Origin of the sequence: Serratia sp. CY33525, from assembly GCF_052169115.1 — a bacterium.
Classification (GTDB): Bacteria; Pseudomonadota; Gammaproteobacteria; order Enterobacterales; family Enterobacteriaceae; genus Serratia; species Serratia sarumanii.
In genome coordinates, this window is the sequence record NZ_JBJNLK010000005.1 from 18,148 (window position 1) to 34,747 (window position 16,600).

The window sequence follows — 16,600 nt, forward strand, 5'->3', positions numbered from 1 at the left end:
ATCGTAGAAAATAACCCGATGTTATCGATTTGTCACCTGTTAAGGGGCAAATTCACCCTGAGAACAGAAACAAGGTCGGGCATTATAACGATATCGTAGCAATTCGCAGCTAAATACTGGTCTTATCAGCGAAGATATTCAACCCCAAATCGACGAACTCGGGGATCCGTGACAGGAATATGAGCGCTGGAACACAGAAAAAGTTCCCGCCGGCGGCGCGCGTTTTTCCGTACCAATAACGCGCGCCGCCGCGTAGTTCAGCGCCACCAGGCGCGGAATTTCTTGTAACGCAGGCCCAACAGCGCCACCGCCAGCAGCGCGTAGATGAACGGCTGAGGGGAAAACGTTTTGACCGACCACAGGTAGTGGATGGGGGCGAGGATCGCCGCCAGATAGACGAAGTTGTGCAACAGTTGCCATTTGGCGCCCAGTTTGCGCATCGCCCACAGCGTCGAGGTGGCCGCCAGCGCCAGCAGGATCAGCCAGGTGAGGATGCCGAGCGTCAGATAAGGGCGGTTCACCAGCTCGCTGCCCAGCAGGCCGAGGTTGCTCAGCCCCAGCTCCAGCGTGGAGTAGCTTATCAGGTGCAGCGTGCCCCAGGCAAAGCACCACAGCCCCACCAGGCGGCGGCAGCGGATCAGCAGCGGCTGGCGGGCGTAGCGCGCCAGCGGGGCGATAGCCAGCGTGGCCAGCAGCAGTTTCAGCGTCATCCTGCCGGTAAAATGCTGGATGTCCTTGGACGGATCGGCGCTGAACCAGCCTTGATCCACCGCCAGCACCAGCCAGAGAAAGGGCAGAAACGCCGCCAGATGCAGGGCGGCTTTCAGCCATTTGATATGAACAGGCGTCAGTCGCACTTAGAAATTCTCCCGCAGATCCATGCCGCGATACAGCGACGCCACCTGGTCGGCATAGCCGTTGAACAGCAGCGTCGGCTGGCGTTTGACGTCGAGAATGCCGCCGGAGCCGATGAAACGCTCGGTGGCCTGCGACCAGCGCGGATGATCGACGTGCGGATTCACGTTGGCGTAAAAACCGTACTCGTTCGGCGCGGATTGGTTCCAGGTGGTCGGCGGCCGATCGCGCACCAAACGGATATGCACGATCGATTTGATGCCTTTGAAGCCATATTTCCACGGCGTGATCAGCCGCAGCGGCGCGCCGTTTTGCGGCGGCAGGGTTTTGCCGTACACGCCGACGGTCAGCAGCGCCAGCGGATGCATCGCCTCGTCCAGCCGCAGCCCTTCGACGTAGGGGTATTTCAGGCCGCCGCCGATAAAGCGATCTTTCTGGCCGGGCATCTGCTCCGGATCGTACAGCGTCTGGAAGGCCACGTAGCGCGCGTTGCCGTTCGGTTCGGCCAGCTTGATCAGCTTGCCCAGTTCGAAACCGATCCACGGCACCACCATCGACCAGGCCTCGACGCAGCGCATGCGGTAAATGCGCTGTTCCAGTGGGAAACGCTTCATCAGATCGTCGATATCCAGCGTTATCGGCTTCGCCACTTCGCCGTCGATGCGCACTTTCCAGCCTTCGGTTTTCAGCCCGCCGGCGTTGGCGGCCGGATCGGCCTTGTCGAGGCCGAACTCATAGAAGTTGTTGTAGCCGGTGACCTTGTCTTCCGGCGTCATCGCCAGCTGCGCCTGCCAGGCGGCCGGTTTGCTGAATTCCAGCGCTTTGCCCGGCGGCGCCTTGGGGCGATCGTTGCCCTTGAACCACGACAGCAGGTCCGCCTGTGCGCCGGTGGGCAGCGCCAGCGAAGCGGCGGTGATGCCGAGCGCCTGCAGCACCTTGCGCCGCTGGTGGAATACGCTCTCCGGCGTGACGTCGGCCTCGGTCAATTTCGGGTGTTTGTTCATGCTTATGTTCTCCGCGACTGATTCCCGCCGCCTGCGAGCGGCTAACGGGTCTCCATGAAATAAGCATGGCGCTAAAGGCGGCCGGAAGCGAGGGGACGCAGGAAAATATGAAATTTCGCAGAAGCGGGCGATCCCCCCGTCGCCGGGGGGAGAAGGTCAGCGGATTTTCACCAGGGTGCGGCCGGTGATTTGGTTGTTCAACAGCGCGGCGGCGGTGGCCGGCGCCTGCTCGAGGGAGATTTCGTGCGTGGCCTGCTGATAGAAGCTGTCCGGCAGAATGCCGGCCAGCCGTTCCCAGGCGGTTTGGCGGCGATGCAGCGGCGTATGCACCGAATCCACGCCCTGCAGGCGCACGTTGCGCAGAATGAACGGCATCACGGTGGTCGGCAGTTGATAACCGCCCGCCAGGCCGCAGGCGGCGACGGTGCCGTTATAGTTCATCTGCGCCAGCACCCGCGCCAGCAGTTTGTCGCCGACGGTGTCCACCGCGCCGGCCCACAGCTGTTTCTCCAGTGGACGCGGCATGTCGATATAGCCATCGCGCGGCATCACCTCTTTGGCGCCGAGCGCTTTCAGGTAGTCGGTATTGCTGTCGCGGCCGCTGATGGCGGTCACCCGGTAACCCAGCGCCGCCAGCAGGGCGATGGCGGTGCTGCCCACGCCGCCGCTGGCGCCGGTGACCAGGATATCGCCGTCGTCCGGGTGCACGCCGCCTTCCTCCAGCGCCATCACGCACAGCATGGCGGTAAAGCCGGCGGTGCCGATGATCATCGCCTTGCGCTCATCCAGGCCGTTCGGCAGCGGCACCAGCCACTCACCGGAGACGCGCGCCTGCTCGGCCAACCCGCCCCAGTGGTGTTCGCCCACGCCCCAGCCGGTGAGCACCACGCTTTGCCCCTCTTTAAAGCGATCGTCGCGGCTGTGGCGCACGGTGCCGGCGAAGTCGATGCCCGGCACCATCGGGAAGTTGCGCACGATCTTGCCTTTGCCGGTGATCGCCAGCGCGTCCTTGTAGTTCAGGCTGGACCAGTTGATGTCGACGGTGACATCGCCTTCCGGCAACCGATCGCTGTCGATATCTTTGATATGAGCCAGAGTTTGGTCGTCTTGTTGTTCCAATAACAGTGCACGCATGTCACTCTTCCTCTCGTTTACACTTTTCTATTCAATGGCTGAATCACAGTTATTTGACTATATGCATAATAAGCGGCCCAAGTCCTGATAAAGGACAAAAATGGCGCTTGCAGGTTTAATTCCTCGGCAAGGCTTGTTAGGGTTGGACGGCCCCTTTTAGCTAAAGGGTGAACACTCACTTAACCATAGCGGACAAGGCACAGGGATGCGATTTACCACCAAACTCTCTGCATTGATCACTCTGTTGGTCGCGCTGGCGATGTTTTTGATGCTGATGGGATGCTCATACAGCTTCTTTTACGTTACCCAGGATCGCCAGGAGCGCCGCTTGGATTCGCTGGTCACCACTCTCGATCAAGCCATGCTGAGCGAGCCGCCGCAGGAGCAGGAAAAATGGTTGCCGATCGTCATGCGCACGCTCGGCATCGTGTCGATCCGCATAGAGGCCGGTAGCAGCCAACTGCTCGACTATCAATTGCCGACGCAGGAAAAAGAGCACTGGGATGCGCTGAACGGCTATCGTCAGGTCTCGCGTCCCCTGTTGCAGCATCCGGGCAGCACGCTGCACATCACCTACCGCGACCCCTTCGCCAGCGACGTGCGCACGCTGCAATCCACCGCCGCCGTCACGCTGTCGATCGTTGTGATGGTGGTGGTTTTGCTGTTCAGCCTGCGCTGGCTGCGTGAGCAGGCCGACGGCGAAGATCGTCTGGAACGCCGCGCGCGGCGCATTCTGAACGGCGAGCGTGAAAACGTCATGCAGGGCGACGTGCGTGAGTGGCCGGCCAACGTCAGCGGCGCGCTCGACCGCCTGCTGGCCGATCTGGCGGAAGCGCGGGAAGAGCGCAGCCGGGTCGATACGCTGATCCGCGCCTTTGCCGCGCAGGACGCCAAAACCGGGCTGAATAATCGCCTGTTCTTCGATAACCAGTTGACCACTCAGCTGGAAGACGAAGGCTCGCACGGCATCGTGATGATGGTGCGGCTGCCCGATTTCGAGACCCTGCGCGAGACGCACGGCAGCGTGGCGGTGCAGGAGCTGATGTATTCGCTGGTCAATCTACTGTCTACCTTCGTGATGCGCTATCCGTCGGCGCTGCTGGCGCGCTACTTCCACAGCGATTTTACCGTGTTGTTGCCGCATCGAACCCTGAAGGAGGCCGACGGCATCGCCTCACAGCTGGTCAACGCCATCGATGCCTTGCCTTCCACGGCGCTGATCGACCGCGAGGCCTTCCTGCACATCGGCATCGTGGCGTACCGCAGCGGTCAAACCACCGAGCAGGTGATCGATTATGCGGAGCAGGCGACGCGCCACGCTACGCTGCAGGGCGAAAACGGGTGGTATGTGTACGACAGCCAGGTGCCGGAAAAGGGGCGCGGCAGCGTCAAATGGCGCACGCTGCTGGAACAGGTGCTGGCGCGCGGCGGCCCGCGGCTGTATCAGAAACCGGCGGTGACCGTGGGGGGCGAGGTGCACCATCGCGAGATAATGAGCCGGATCTATGACGGCACCCAGGAATTGCTGCCGGCGGAATATATGCCGCTGGTGCAGCAGCTCGGGCTGGCGGAAAGTTACGATCGCCAACAGGTGAGCCGCATCATTCCCTTGTTGACGCAGTGGCCCGAGGAAACGCTGGCGTTTCCGCTGTGCGTGGACTCGATTTTGCAGCGCTCTTTCCAGCGCTGGCTGCGCGATACATTGCTGCAGTGCGAAAAAAGTCAACGTCGGCGAATTCTGATTGAACTTGCGGAGGCAGATGTGTGTCAACATATCGACCGTTTGCGTCCGGTGCTGAGGCTGTTGTCAGGGCTGGGCTGCCGCCTCGCGGTATCCAAAGCGGGTTTAACCGTGGTCAGTACGTCCTATATCAAGTCGCTGCAGGTGGAGATCGTCAAGCTCCACCCGGGATTGGTGCGGAGCATCGATAAGCGGGACGAAAACCAGCTGTTCGTGCAGAGCCTGACCGGCGCCTGCGCGGGCACGCGCGCGCAGGTGTTCGCCGCCGGCGTACGCACGCGCAACGAGTGGCAGACGCTGAAAGAGCGAGGGATCCACGGCGGGCAGGGCGACTTTTTCGCGCCGCCGGAACCGATCGACGCGGGGCGTAAAAAATATTCACGTCGTTATCGCGTTTAAGCTGATTGCCGGACAGAAATTGACGTAGAATGAGCGCCGGATCCATCTGGGCCATGTCACCCGTCATTTTGGAGTTTTCTCCAATCTGCCTGCGACAACGACGCCTATTTGAGATAGGCTCTTGTCAGCTTTTATCTGGTTGGCGTTGGTAGGTGCTTACCATCGGCGGCAATCAGGGAATATGTTAGATTTTATGAGCTGTGTTACGCCGTTTCGTGCGTTGACAGGGTGGTAAACTGAGCCTTTGTTCAGGGAATTCAGGCCTCATCCAATTTCCGTGCATTCGAGCAGAAACAATACAGACTATTTTTCACCGAAGTAGAACGTTTTTGCGCCTTGTCGCTGCTTCGTGTGGTTGGTAAAGTAGGCGGATTTTATTTTCCGCCCCCAGCTTGCAGGATTATCCTTTCGTTATGTTTAAGAAATTTCGTGGCATGTTTTCCAACGACTTGTCCATCGACTTGGGTACCGCCAATACCCTGATTTATGTTAAAGGGCAAGGCATCGTACTGAATGAACCTTCGGTGGTTGCCATTCGTCAGGATCGTGCCGGCTCCCCAAAGAGCGTCGCGGCCGTCGGTCATGACGCCAAACAGATGCTGGGCCGCACCCCCGGCAACATCGCGGCTATTCGCCCGATGAAAGACGGCGTGATCGCCGATTTCTTCGTGACCGAAAAAATGCTGCAGCACTTTATCAAACAGGTTCACAGCAACAGTTTCATGCGCCCAAGCCCGCGCGTGCTGGTCTGTGTGCCGGTCGGCGCGACCCAGGTTGAACGCCGCGCTATCCGCGAGTCCGCCCAAGGGGCCGGCGCGCGTGAAGTGTTCCTGATTGAAGAGCCGATGGCGGCGGCGATCGGCGCTGGTCTGCCGGTCTCCGAAGCGACCGGTTCCATGGTGGTGGATATCGGTGGCGGTACCACTGAAGTGGCGGTGATCTCGCTGAACGGCGTGGTGTACTCCTCTTCCGTGCGCATCGGCGGCGACCGCTTCGATGAAGCCATCATCAATTATGTGCGCCGCAACTACGGCTCGCTGATCGGCGAAGCGACCGCCGAGCGCATCAAGCACGAAATCGGTTCTGCCTATCCGGGCGATGAAGTGCGCGAAATCGAAGTCCGCGGCCGTAACCTGGCCGAAGGCGTACCACGCGGCTTTACCCTGAACTCCAATGAAATCCTCGAAGCCCTGCAAGAGCCGCTGACCGGCATCGTCAGCGCGGTGATGGTTGCGCTGGAGCAGTGCCCGCCAGAATTGGCCTCCGACATTTCCGAACGCGGCATGGTATTGACCGGCGGCGGCGCGCTGCTGCGCAACCTCGATCGCCTGCTGATGGAAGAAACCGGCATCCCGGTCGTGGTGGCGGAAGATCCGCTGACCTGCGTGGCGCGCGGCGGCGGCAAGGCGTTGGAAATGATCGACATGCACGGCGGCGATTTGTTCAGCGAAGAATAGTCAGCCCCTGGAAGGAGGAATCGTATCGGATGAATGCGCACAGCGAGAGTCGGGTACGGTTCCTCTTTCTGTTGTCGAGGAACTCGCATAATTTATGAAGCCGATTTTTAGCAGGGGGCCTTCCCTGCAACTGCGACTTTTTTTGGCGGTGATCGCGGCCATTGGCCTGATCGTTGCCGACAGCCGGCTCGGCACGTTCGTGAAGATACGCAACTACATGGACACCGCAGTCAGCCCTTTCTATTTTCTGGCCAACGGGCCGCGTAAAGTTTTGGACAGCGTGTCAGAAACGCTGGCCACCCGCCAACAGCTGGAGCTGGAAAACCGTGCTCTGCGGCAGGAACTGCTGCTGAAAAACAGCGATATTCTTCTTCTTGGCCAATTCAAGCAGGAAAACGCCCGCTTGCGCGAGCTGCTGGGTTCTCCGCTGCGCCAGGACGAACACAAGATGGTCACCCAGGTGATCTCCACCGGCTCCGATCCTTACAGCGATCAGGTGGTGATCGACAAAGGGTCGGACAACGGCGTCTATGAAGGCCAGCCGGTGATCAGCGACAAGGGCGTGGTCGGTCAGGTGGTGGCGGTGGCGAAAGTCACCAGCCGCGTGCTGCTGATCTGCGACGCCTCGCACGCGCTGCCGATCCAGGTGCTGCGCAACGATATTCGGGTGATCGCCGCGGGCAGCGGCTGCGCCGACGATCTGCAGCTGGAGCACCTGCCGAACAACACCGATATCCGCGTTGGCGACGTGCTGGTCACCTCCGGCCTCGGCGGCCGCTTCCCGGAAGGCTATCCGGTGGCGGTGGTTTCCTCGGTCAAGGTCGATAACCAGCGCGCTTACACCGTGATTCAGGCGCGGCCGACCGCCGGTCTGCAGCGCTTGCGCTACCTGCTGCTGCTGTGGGGCGCCGATCGCAACGGCGACATGCCGCTGCCGCCGGACGAAGTGCACCGCGTGGCCAATGAACGCCTGATGCAGATGATGCCGCAGGTGCTGCCGCCTGCCGGCTCCGTCGGGCCGCAGCTGCCGGCTCCGGCCACCGGGGTGGCGCCGCAAACCGCGGCTCCGGCCTCTGTCCAGCCCCAAGCTCAGCCTGCCGCGGCGGGAGTGGTGCCATGAACAGCTACCGCAGCCACGGGCGCTGGATAATCTGGCTGTCGTTCCTGGTGGCGTTGGTGCTGCAAATCATGCCGTGGCCGGAGCAGATCTACATGTTCCGGCCTTCCTGGCTGGTGTTGATCCTGATCTACTGGGTGATGGCCTTGCCGCACCGGGTCAACGTCGGCACCGGCTTCGTGCTGGGGCTGATCATGGATCTGATCCTCGGCTCCACGCTGGGCGTGCGCGCGCTGGCGCTGGGCATCATCGCCTACCTGGTGGCGTTCAAATTCCAACTGTTCCGCAATATGGCGCTGTGGCAACAGGCGCTGATCGTCGTGCTGCTGTCGCTGTCGATGGACGTGGTGGTGTTCTGGGCTGAGTTTTTAGTGATCAACGTCTCTTTCCGCCCAGAGGTGTTCTGGAGTAGTGTGGTAAACGGCATTTTGTGGCCGTGGTTATTCCTGTTGATGCGCAAAATCCGCCGTCAGTTCGCCGTACAGTAAGGGTATCTCAATGACTTCGCTTTATCTGGCCTCCGGCTCCCCACGTCGACGTGAACTGCTGACCCTGCTCGGCGTGTCGTTCGACATTTTGCTGACGCATACCGAAGAGCAGCGCCGGGAAGGCGAAGCCGCCGAAGCCTATGTGCGCCGCCTGGCGCAGGACAAGGCCAAAGCCGGCGTAGCGCTGGCGCAGGAAGATCGGCCGGTGCTGGGCGCCGACACCATCGTGGTGCTCAACGGCCGGGTGCTGGAGAAGCCGCGCGACGAAGCCCATGCGGCGGAAATGCTGGCGGCGCTGTCCGGCAAGCAGCATCAGGTGATGACGGCGGTGGCGATCGCCGATCGCGACGACGTGCGCTGCCAGCTGGTGGTGACCGACGTGACGTTCCGCAGCCTGTCACAACAGGATATCCGCGACTATATTGCTACGGGCGAACCGATGGATAAGGCGGGCGCCTATGGAATTCAAGGAAAGGGTGGTTGTTTCGTCAGAACGATAACCGGGAGTTATCACGCGGTGGTTGGTCTGCCGCTGGTCGAAACACATGAGCTGCTCAGTAATTTTGTCGCATTACGTGATGTAAGAACCGGTTGATGGGCGCTGCCATTATCGACCGGCTCTGAGGAGAAGGCATGACAGCTGAGCTACTGGTTAATATCACACCGTCTGAAACGCGGGTCGCCTATATCGATGGCGGCATTCTGCAAGAGATCCATATCGAACGCGAATCCAAACGCGGCATCGTCGGCAATATCTATAAAGGGCGCGTCAGCCGCGTCCTGCCGGGGATGCAGGCGGCGTTCGTCGACATCGGCCTGGACAAGGCCGCCTTCCTGCACGCCTCCGACATCATGCCGCATACCGAATGCGTCGCCGGCGACGAGCGGAAAAACTTCCACGTGCGCGACATCGCCGAGCTGGTGCGCCAGGGGCAAGACCTGATGGTGCAGGTGGTGAAAGATCCGCTCGGCACCAAGGGCGCGCGCCTGACCACCGACATCACGCTGCCTTCGCGCTATCTGGTCTTCATGCCGGGCGCGGCGCACGTCGGCGTTTCGCAGCGCATTGAAAGCGAAGCCGAGCGCGAGCGCCTGAAAGCCATCGTTGCGCCGCACTGCGACGAGCTGGGCGGTTTTATCATCCGCACCGCGGCGGAAGGTATCGGCGAGGAAGAGCTGGCGCAGGACGCCGCGTTCCTCAAACGCCTGTGGACCAAGGTGATGGAGCGCAAGAAGCGCAACCAGACCAAATACAAGCTGTACGGCGAGCTGGCGCTGGCGCAGCGCATCCTGCGCGATTTCGCCGGCGCGGCGTTGGATCGCATCCGCGTCGATTCGCGGCTGACGCACGATCTGCTGGTGGAGTTTACCGGCGAGTACATTCCGGACATCACCAACAAGCTCGAGCTCTATACCGGCAGCCAGCCGATTTTCGATTTGTACGATGTGGAAAACGAGATCCAGCGCGCGCTGGAGCGTAAGGTGGAGCTGAAGTCCGGCGGCTATCTGATCATCGATCAGACCGAGGCGATGACCACCGTTGACATCAACACCGGTGCCTTCGTCGGCCACCGTAACCTCGACGAAACCATCTTCAATACCAACATCGAGGCGACGCAGGCCATCGCGCGCCAGCTGCGGCTGCGTAACCTGGGCGGCATCATCATTATCGACTTTATCGATATGAACAACGAAGAGCATCGCCGCCGGGTGCTGCACTCGCTGGAGCAGGCGTTGAGTAAAGATCGGGTAAAAACCACGATCAACGGCTTCTCTCAGCTAGGCTTAGTTGAAATGACGCGTAAACGCACGCGTGAAAGCATTGAACATGTGCTCTGTCACGATTGTCCTACTTGCAATGGGCGCGGCACCGTGAAAACGGTGGAAACCGTGTGCTACGAGATCTTGCGCGAGATTGTGCGCGTGCACCATGCTTACGATTCCGATCGCTTCCTGGTGTACGCCTCCGCGGCGGTCGGCGAAGCGTTGAAGAGCGAAGAGTCGCATGCGCTGGCCGAAGTGGAGATCTTCGTCGGCAAACAGGTGAAGGTGCAGATCGAACCGTTGTACAGCCAGGAGCAGTTCGACGTCGTCATGATGTAGCCCGTCCGACATCGTAAGGGCCCGGCATGCCGGGCCCGTCAGTGCATAGATATTCCCGTTGCCAGGCAGCGGAGCAAGGAGAACTGCGTGAGGCGACTGCCTGGGATTCTGTTAGCAACAGGCGCCACCCTAATCGTGATTGTGGCGCTGCTGATCAGCGGGCTGCGCCTGATGCTGCCGAAGCTGAACGACTACCGTCCCCAACTGCTGGCGCAGGTGGAGAAGCTGTCCGGCGTGCCCGTGCAGATGGATTTCCTGCAGGGCAGTTGGGAAACGTTCGGCCCACAGCTTGAAATGCGCAACCTGAGCGCTACGCTGCCCAAAAGCGATGTGCATATCGAACGCGTGACGCTGGCGCTGGACGTGTGGCAATCGCTGCTGCACTGGCGCTGGCAGTTCCGCGATCTGACCTTCTATCAATTCCGCCTCGATCTGAACGCCACGCTGGGCGGCGACCGGCAGGGCGAAGGCCTTGAGCCGGGCAAAATCGGCGATCTGATGCTGCGCCAGCTCGACCATTTCGATCTGCGCGACAGCCGTATCTCATTCCTGACGCCTGCCGGCGCGCGCGCCGAATTCGACATTCCCCAACTGACCTGGCTCAACGGCCGCGAGCGCCACCGCGCCGAGGGACAGATCAGCCTGTCGACGCTGAACGGCCAGCACGGCGTGGTGCAGCTGCGCATGGACCTGCGCGATAATCAGGGCCTGCTGGACACCGGCACGGTCTATCTGCAGGCCGATAACATCGACATGAAACCCTGGTTTACCCGCTGGCTGCGCGCCAACACCGGGCTGGAAAGCGCCGACTTCAGCCTGGCGGCCTGGCTGCAGGTGCAGAACGGCGAGATTGCCGGCGGCCATGCGTTGCTCAAGCAGGGGGCGGCCAACTGGGATACCGGCGCCGCGCAGCACCGGCTGGACGTGGACAATCTGGCGTTGTCGCTGCGCCGCCAGGGCACCGGTTGGCAGCTCGACGTGCCGCAGCTGCGGTTGAGCACCGACGGCCAGGCCTGGCCGCAGGGCGCGCTTTCCGCCCTGTGGCTGCCGGAAAACACCGAGTTCATGGGGCCGGCGCAGAATGAAGAGCTGCGGGTGCGCGCGACTAACCTTCAGCTGGAGCGCCTGTCGGCGCTGCTGCCGACCTTCTCGTTCCTCAGCCCGGACGTGCTCGATCGCTGGAACGATCTGCAGCCGCAGGGGAAGATGGAAGCCTTGGCACTGGACATCCCACTGAAGCAGCCGGAAAAGAGCCGTTTCCAGGCGCTGTGGCGCGATGTCAGCTGGCAGCGTTGGGAGCTGCTGCCCGGCGTCAACCACTTCTCCGGCGCGTTGAGCGGCGGGGTGGAGAACGGCCGCCTGACGCTGGGGCTGGCAGGCAGCACCTTGCCTTACGGCGATATGTTCCGTGCGCCGCTTGAAATCAGCAGCGCGCGCGGCGCGCTGACCTGGCGTTACAACGATCAAGGCTGGGAGCTGGCGAGCCAGGGGCTGGACGTCAAGGCGAAGTCGCTGTGGGTCAACGGCGATTTCCGTTATCAGCAGCCGGCCAAGGGCGATCCGTGGCTGAATATCCTGGCGGGCATCCGCCTGTATGACGGCGCCGAGGCCTGGCGCTATTTCCCGGAACCGCTGATGGGCAAGCATCTGGTGGACTACCTGAGCGGTGCCATTCAGGGCGGCCGGGTGGATAACGCCACGCTGATTTATTCCGGCGATCCGCAGCACTTCCCGTACCGTAAGAACGAAGGGCAGTTCGAAGTCTTCGTGCCGCTGCGCCACGCCACCTTCCAGTTCCAACCGGGCTGGCCGGCGCTGACCGATTTGGCGATCGACCTCGATTTCGCCAACGAGGGATTGTGGATGCATGCGCCGCAAACCCGGCTGGGCAAGGTGGCGGGCAAAAATATCAGCGCGGTGATCCCGGATTACCTGAAAGAGCGGCTGCTGATCGACGCCGAAGTCGCGGGTGCGGGCAGCGACGTGCACGACTACTTCATGCAGACGCCGCTGCACGATTCGCTGGGGGCGGCGCTGGATCAACTGCAGATTGGCGGTGATGTCAGTGGGCGCTTACATCTCGATATTCCCCTGGACGGCGAGCAGGTCAGAGCCACCGGTGAAGTGGCGCTGAACAACAATTCGTTGCTGATCAAGCCGCTGGACAGCGAACTGCAAAAGCTCAGCGGCAAGTTCCGCTTCGACAACGGCAACCTGCAGAGCGACCCGCTGTCGGCCAACTGGTTCGGGCAGCCGGTGGCGGTCAACTTCACCACCCAGGAAGGCGAGCGTGACTACAAGGTCAACGTCGGCCTGAAGGGCGACTGGCAGCCGGGCAAGTTCCCCGGCCTGCCGAAAGAGGCCGCCGATGCGCTCAGCGGCAGCGCGCCCTGGCAGAGTCAGGTGGCCATCACGTTGCCGCATCAGGGCTCGGCCAGCTACGATATCGGCCTTGACGCAGACCTAAGGAAAGTGAGCAGTCACTTACCTTCGCCGCTGGACAAGGCGCCGGGCGAAGCCTTGCCGGTGAGCGTCAAGGTCAAAGGCGGTCTTAACGGCTTCATGTTGACCGGCAGTGCGGGCAAGCAGAACCGCTTCAACAGCGAATGGAACTTCGACAAAAAACAGGTGAATCTGGCGCGCGCCGCCTGGCAAACCAACGGTGGCGGCACGCCGCCGCTGCCGGCCGGCAAGTCGATGACGCTGAATCTGCCGGCGCTGGACGGCGAGCAATGGCTGGCGCTGCTGGCGCCGGCGCTGAAACAGGGCGGCGGCAGCGGTCAGGTGGGCGGTTTCAGCTTCCCCACCACCGTGGCGCTGACCACGCCGCAGCTGCTGTTGGGCGGCCAGGCCTGGCATAAGCTGACGCTGTCGGCCGAAAAACAGCTGGGTGCCACCGTGGTGAGCGCCAAGAGCGATGAAGTGGACGGCAGCCTGCGGGTGGCCGATCGCGGGCCGTGGCGCGCCGATATCAACTACCTGTACTACAACCCGCAGTTCGCCGAGACGAAAAGCGCGGCGGGTTCGCCGCCACCGCCGCCGGAGAAAGTCAGCTTCCGCGACTGGCCTTCGCTGATGCTGCGCTGCAAGTCGTGCTGGGTGCTGGGGCAGAACCTCGGCAAGGTCGAGGCGGATCTGAGCAATCGGGGCGATACCCTGACGCTGGATCACGGCCTGGTCGATACCGGCAAAGGGCGCATGAGCGCCACCGGCCTGTGGAAGCAGAACGCGCAGGAAGAGCGCAGCTCGCTGAAAGGCAAGCTGCTCGGCGGCAAGATCGATGAAACCGCCGCCTTCTTCGGCATCACCATCCCGCTGAAAGGCGCGCCTTACGACGTGGACTTCGATTTGTACTGGCGCGGCGCGCCGTGGCAGCCGCAGGTCAATACGCTGAGCGGTGCGCTGCAGGTTAAAATGGGCAAGGGCGAGATCGACAGCATGGGCGGCGGCCGCGCCGGCCAGCTGCTGCGACTGGTCAGCTTCGACGCCTTGCTGCGCAAGCTGCAGTTCGATTTCAGCGATACCTTCGGCAAAGGCTTCTACTTTGATTCCATCCGCAGCACCGCCTGGCTGAAAGATGGCATAATGCATACTGATAATCTATTGATCGACGGCCTGGCGGCGGATATCGCCATGAGTGGCCAGATCGATCTGGCGCGCCGCCGCATCGATATGGAAGCGGTGGTGGCGCCGGCGATTTCGGCGACGGTCGGCGTGGCCACGGCGTTTGTCGTTAACCCGATCGTCGGCGCGGCGGTGTTCGCCGCCTCGCAGGTGCTGGGGCCGCTGTGGAGCAAGATTTCGCTGATTCGTTACCATATCAGCGGCGATCTCGACCAGCCGAAGATCAATGAGGTACTTCGTAAGGCAAAGGAGGATAAGGCGTCATGAGGAATGCTAACGTTGCGTTGTTGCAGTTGTGCAGTGGCGATCAGGTGCGCGATAACCTGGCCCAGATTGAACAGCAGATCAAGCAGCTCAATGCCGGGGTAAAACTGGTCATGACGCCGGAGAACGCGCTGCTGTTCGCCAACTCCGCAGCCTATCGCCAACAGGCGGAAAAACAGGGCGATGGCCCGCTGCAGAACGCGGTGCGCGAACTGGCGCGCCGCTATGGCGTGTGGTTGCTGGTGGGTTCGATGCCCTTGATCAGCCGCGAAAACCCGGAGCTTATCACCACCAGCAGCCTGTTGTTCGACGATCAGGGCGAGATCCGCGCCCGCTACGACAAGCTGCACATGTTCGATGTGGATATCAACGACGCGCACGCCCACTACCGCGAGTCGGATACCTACCAGCACGGGCAGCATCTGACGGTGGTGGATACGCCGGTCGGGCGTTTGGGTATGACCATATGCTACGATCTGCGCTTCCCCGCGCTGTTCCAGGCGCTGCGGGCGCAGGGCGCTGAACTGATTTCGGTGCCGGCGGCCTTTACCCGGGTCACCGGCGAGGCGCATTGGGAAATCCTGCTGCGCGCCCGGGCGATCGAAAACCAGTGCATGATCCTGGCGCCGGCGCAGGTGGGGCGCCACGGGCCGACCCGCCGCACCTGGGGCCACACGCTGGCTGTCGACGGCTGGGGCAAGGTGCTGGCCGAGAACCCGGACGCCGTGGCGGCGCTGAAGGTGCGCGTGGACACCACAAGCCTGCAGCCCCTGCGGCAACAGATGCCGGTGCTGCAGCACAACCGATTCCAGACGTCGCTGACGGCGCCGTCTGACACGTTATCCTCCAATCAAGAGTGAAACCATTATGAGCCTGACGTTTGTCAGTGAGCAGTTACTCGCTACCAACAAGCTGAGTCATCAAGACCTGTACTCGGTACTGGGTCAACTGGCAGAACGCCGTATCGACTACGCCGATCTCTATTTCCAGTCCAGCTATCACGAAGCCTGGGTGATCGAGGACGGCATCATCAAGGATGGCTCTTACAATATCGACCAGGGCGTCGGCGTGCGCGCCGTCAGCGGCGAGAAAACCGGTTTCGCCTATGCCGATCAGATCACCCTGAATGCGCTGCAGCAGAGCGCCCAGGCGGCGCGCAGCATCGTGCGCGAGCAGGGCGACGGGCGGGCGTACACCCTGGGCGAAATCGGTTACCGGGCGCTGTACCCGCTGCTCGATCCGCTGCAAAGCCTGCCGCGCGAAGAGAAAATCGCCCTGTTGCACCGCGTCGATAAAGTGGCGCGCGCCGCCGATGCGCGGGTGCAGGAAGTGAACGCCAGCATCACCGGCGTTTATGAGCAGGTGTTGGTGGCCGCCACCGACGGCACGCTGGCGGCGGACGTTCGTCCGCTGGTGCGGCTCTCCGTCAGCGTGCTGGTGGAGCAGGACGGCAAGCGTGAGCGCGGCTCCAGCGGCGGCGGCGGCCGTTTCGGTTACGACTATTTCCTGGAAATAGTCGACGGCGACGTGCGCGCCGATGCCTATGCCAAAGAAGCGGTGCGCATGGCGCTGGTCAATCTCGGCGCGGTGGCGGCGCCGGCCGGCAATATGCCGGTAGTGTTGGGAGCCGGCTGGCCTGGGGTGCTGTTGCACGAGGCGGTGGGGCACGGCCTGGAAGGCGATTTCAACCGGCGCGGCACCTCGGTGTTCAGCGGCCATATGGGCGAGCTGGTGGCTTCCGAGCTGTGCACCGTGGTGGATGACGGCACCCTGCAAGGGCGCCGCGGCTCGCTGGCGATCGACGACGAAGGCGTACCGGGCCAGTACAACGTGCTGATCGAAAACGGCGTGCTGAAAGGCTACATGCAGGACAAACTCAACGCGCGGTTGATGGGCGTCGCGCCGACCGGCAACGGCCGCCGCGAGTCCTACGCGCATCTGCCGATGCCGCGCATGACCAATACCTACATGCTGGCGGGCCAATCGACGCCGGAAGAGATCATCGCCAGCGTCGAATACGGCCTGTACGCGCCGAACTTTGGCGGCGGCCAGGTGGACATCACCTCCGGCAAGTTCGTGTTCTCCACCACCGAAGCCTACCTGATCGAGAAGGGCCGCATCACCAAACCGGTGAAAGGGGCGACGCTGATCGGCTCCGGCATCGAGGCGATGCAGCAGATCTCGATGGTCGGCAACGATCTGGCGCTCGATAAAGGCGTGGGCGTGTGCGGCAAGGAAGGCCAGAGCGTGCCGGTGGGCGTCGGCCAACCGACGCTGAAACTGGATACGCTGACCGTCGGCGGCACGGCGTAATCTTTCCTCAAGGGGCCACGCGCTGGCTCCTTTATCCATTCCCCATGTTGCGGCCCTTGCAGGCGCGCCTGCGCCCAGTGATGGAATGAAATTGACGTGGC

At 62.0% G+C, this 16,600-nt stretch carries 12 protein-coding genes; 9 read left to right on the forward strand and 3 right to left on the reverse strand.

The window, feature by feature from the left end:
* Nucleotides 1–257: 257 nt before the first annotated feature.
* The 3 genes from msrQ to acuI all read right to left on the reverse strand — a co-directional run bounded on the left by msrQ (nt 258) and on the right by acuI (nt 2,993).
* A complete protein-coding gene (gene msrQ, locus ACJ8IM_RS13940; RefSeq protein ID WP_041036869.1) occupies nt 258–857 on the reverse strand; it encodes a protein-methionine-sulfoxide reductase heme-binding subunit MsrQ in 600 nt (199 codons plus the stop codon).
* On the reverse strand, nt 858–1,859 hold the full coding sequence (msrP, locus tag ACJ8IM_RS13945) for a protein-methionine-sulfoxide reductase catalytic subunit MsrP (protein ID WP_033636176.1): 1,002 nt from the start codon (nt 1,857–1,859) through the stop codon (nt 858–860).
* A gap of 156 nt (nt 1,860–2,015) precedes the next feature.
* Nucleotides 2,016–2,993, reverse strand: a complete 978-nt coding sequence (gene acuI, locus ACJ8IM_RS13950; protein WP_047570383.1) for an acrylyl-CoA reductase (NADPH) — start codon at nt 2,991–2,993, stop codon at nt 2,016–2,018.
* Nucleotides 2,994–3,198: 205 nt separating this feature from the next.
* Between acuI and csrD the strand changes: the two genes are divergently transcribed.
* The 9 genes from csrD (at nt 3,199) to tldD (ending at nt 16,499) form a co-directional block, all read left to right on the forward strand.
* Nucleotides 3,199–5,133, forward strand: a complete 1,935-nt coding sequence (gene csrD / locus ACJ8IM_RS13955; RefSeq protein WP_033636174.1) for an RNase E specificity factor CsrD — start codon at nt 3,199–3,201, stop codon at nt 5,131–5,133.
* A gap of 413 nt (nt 5,134–5,546) precedes the next feature.
* On the forward strand, nt 5,547–6,590 hold the full coding sequence (gene mreB / locus ACJ8IM_RS13960; protein WP_003855260.1) for a rod shape-determining protein MreB: 1,044 nt from the start codon (nt 5,547–5,549) through the stop codon (nt 6,588–6,590).
* A gap of 94 nt (nt 6,591–6,684) precedes the next feature.
* Entirely contained in the window at nt 6,685–7,710 is a 1,026-nt protein-coding gene (gene mreC / locus ACJ8IM_RS13965) for a rod shape-determining protein MreC (protein ID WP_033636173.1), read from the forward strand.
* Nucleotides 7,707–8,195: a rod shape-determining protein MreD gene (mreD, locus tag ACJ8IM_RS13970; protein ID WP_004936918.1), complete on the forward strand. Its 489-nt coding sequence runs from the start codon at nt 7,707–7,709 to the stop codon at nt 8,193–8,195. The genes mreC and mreD overlap by 4 nt, the downstream gene beginning before the upstream one ends.
* Nucleotides 8,196–8,205: 10 nt before the next feature.
* Nucleotides 8,206–8,790, forward strand: coding sequence for a Maf family protein (locus ACJ8IM_RS13975; RefSeq protein WP_041036858.1), 585 nt, complete (start codon nt 8,206–8,208; stop codon nt 8,788–8,790).
* A 38-nt stretch (nt 8,791–8,828) separates the two neighbouring features.
* Nucleotides 8,829–10,298: a ribonuclease G gene (gene rng / locus ACJ8IM_RS13980; RefSeq protein ID WP_016930237.1), complete on the forward strand. Its 1,470-nt coding sequence runs from the start codon at nt 8,829–8,831 to the stop codon at nt 10,296–10,298.
* 87 nt (nt 10,299–10,385) lie between these two features.
* Nucleotides 10,386–14,189: an AsmA2 domain-containing protein YhdP gene (yhdP, locus tag ACJ8IM_RS13985; RefSeq protein ID WP_060453147.1), complete on the forward strand. Its 3,804-nt coding sequence runs from the start codon at nt 10,386–10,388 to the stop codon at nt 14,187–14,189.
* Nucleotides 14,186–15,046 carry a deaminated glutathione amidase gene (nit1, locus tag ACJ8IM_RS13990; RefSeq protein ID WP_033636170.1) on the forward strand — a complete coding sequence of 287 codons (861 nt, stop codon included), beginning with the start codon at nt 14,186–14,188 and terminating at the stop codon, nt 15,044–15,046. The genes yhdP and nit1 overlap by 4 nt, the downstream gene beginning before the upstream one ends.
* A gap of 7 nt (nt 15,047–15,053) precedes the next feature.
* Nucleotides 15,054–16,499: a metalloprotease TldD gene (gene tldD, locus ACJ8IM_RS13995; protein ID WP_101455689.1), complete on the forward strand. Its 1,446-nt coding sequence runs from the start codon at nt 15,054–15,056 to the stop codon at nt 16,497–16,499.
* Nucleotides 16,500–16,600: the final 101 nt, after the last annotated feature.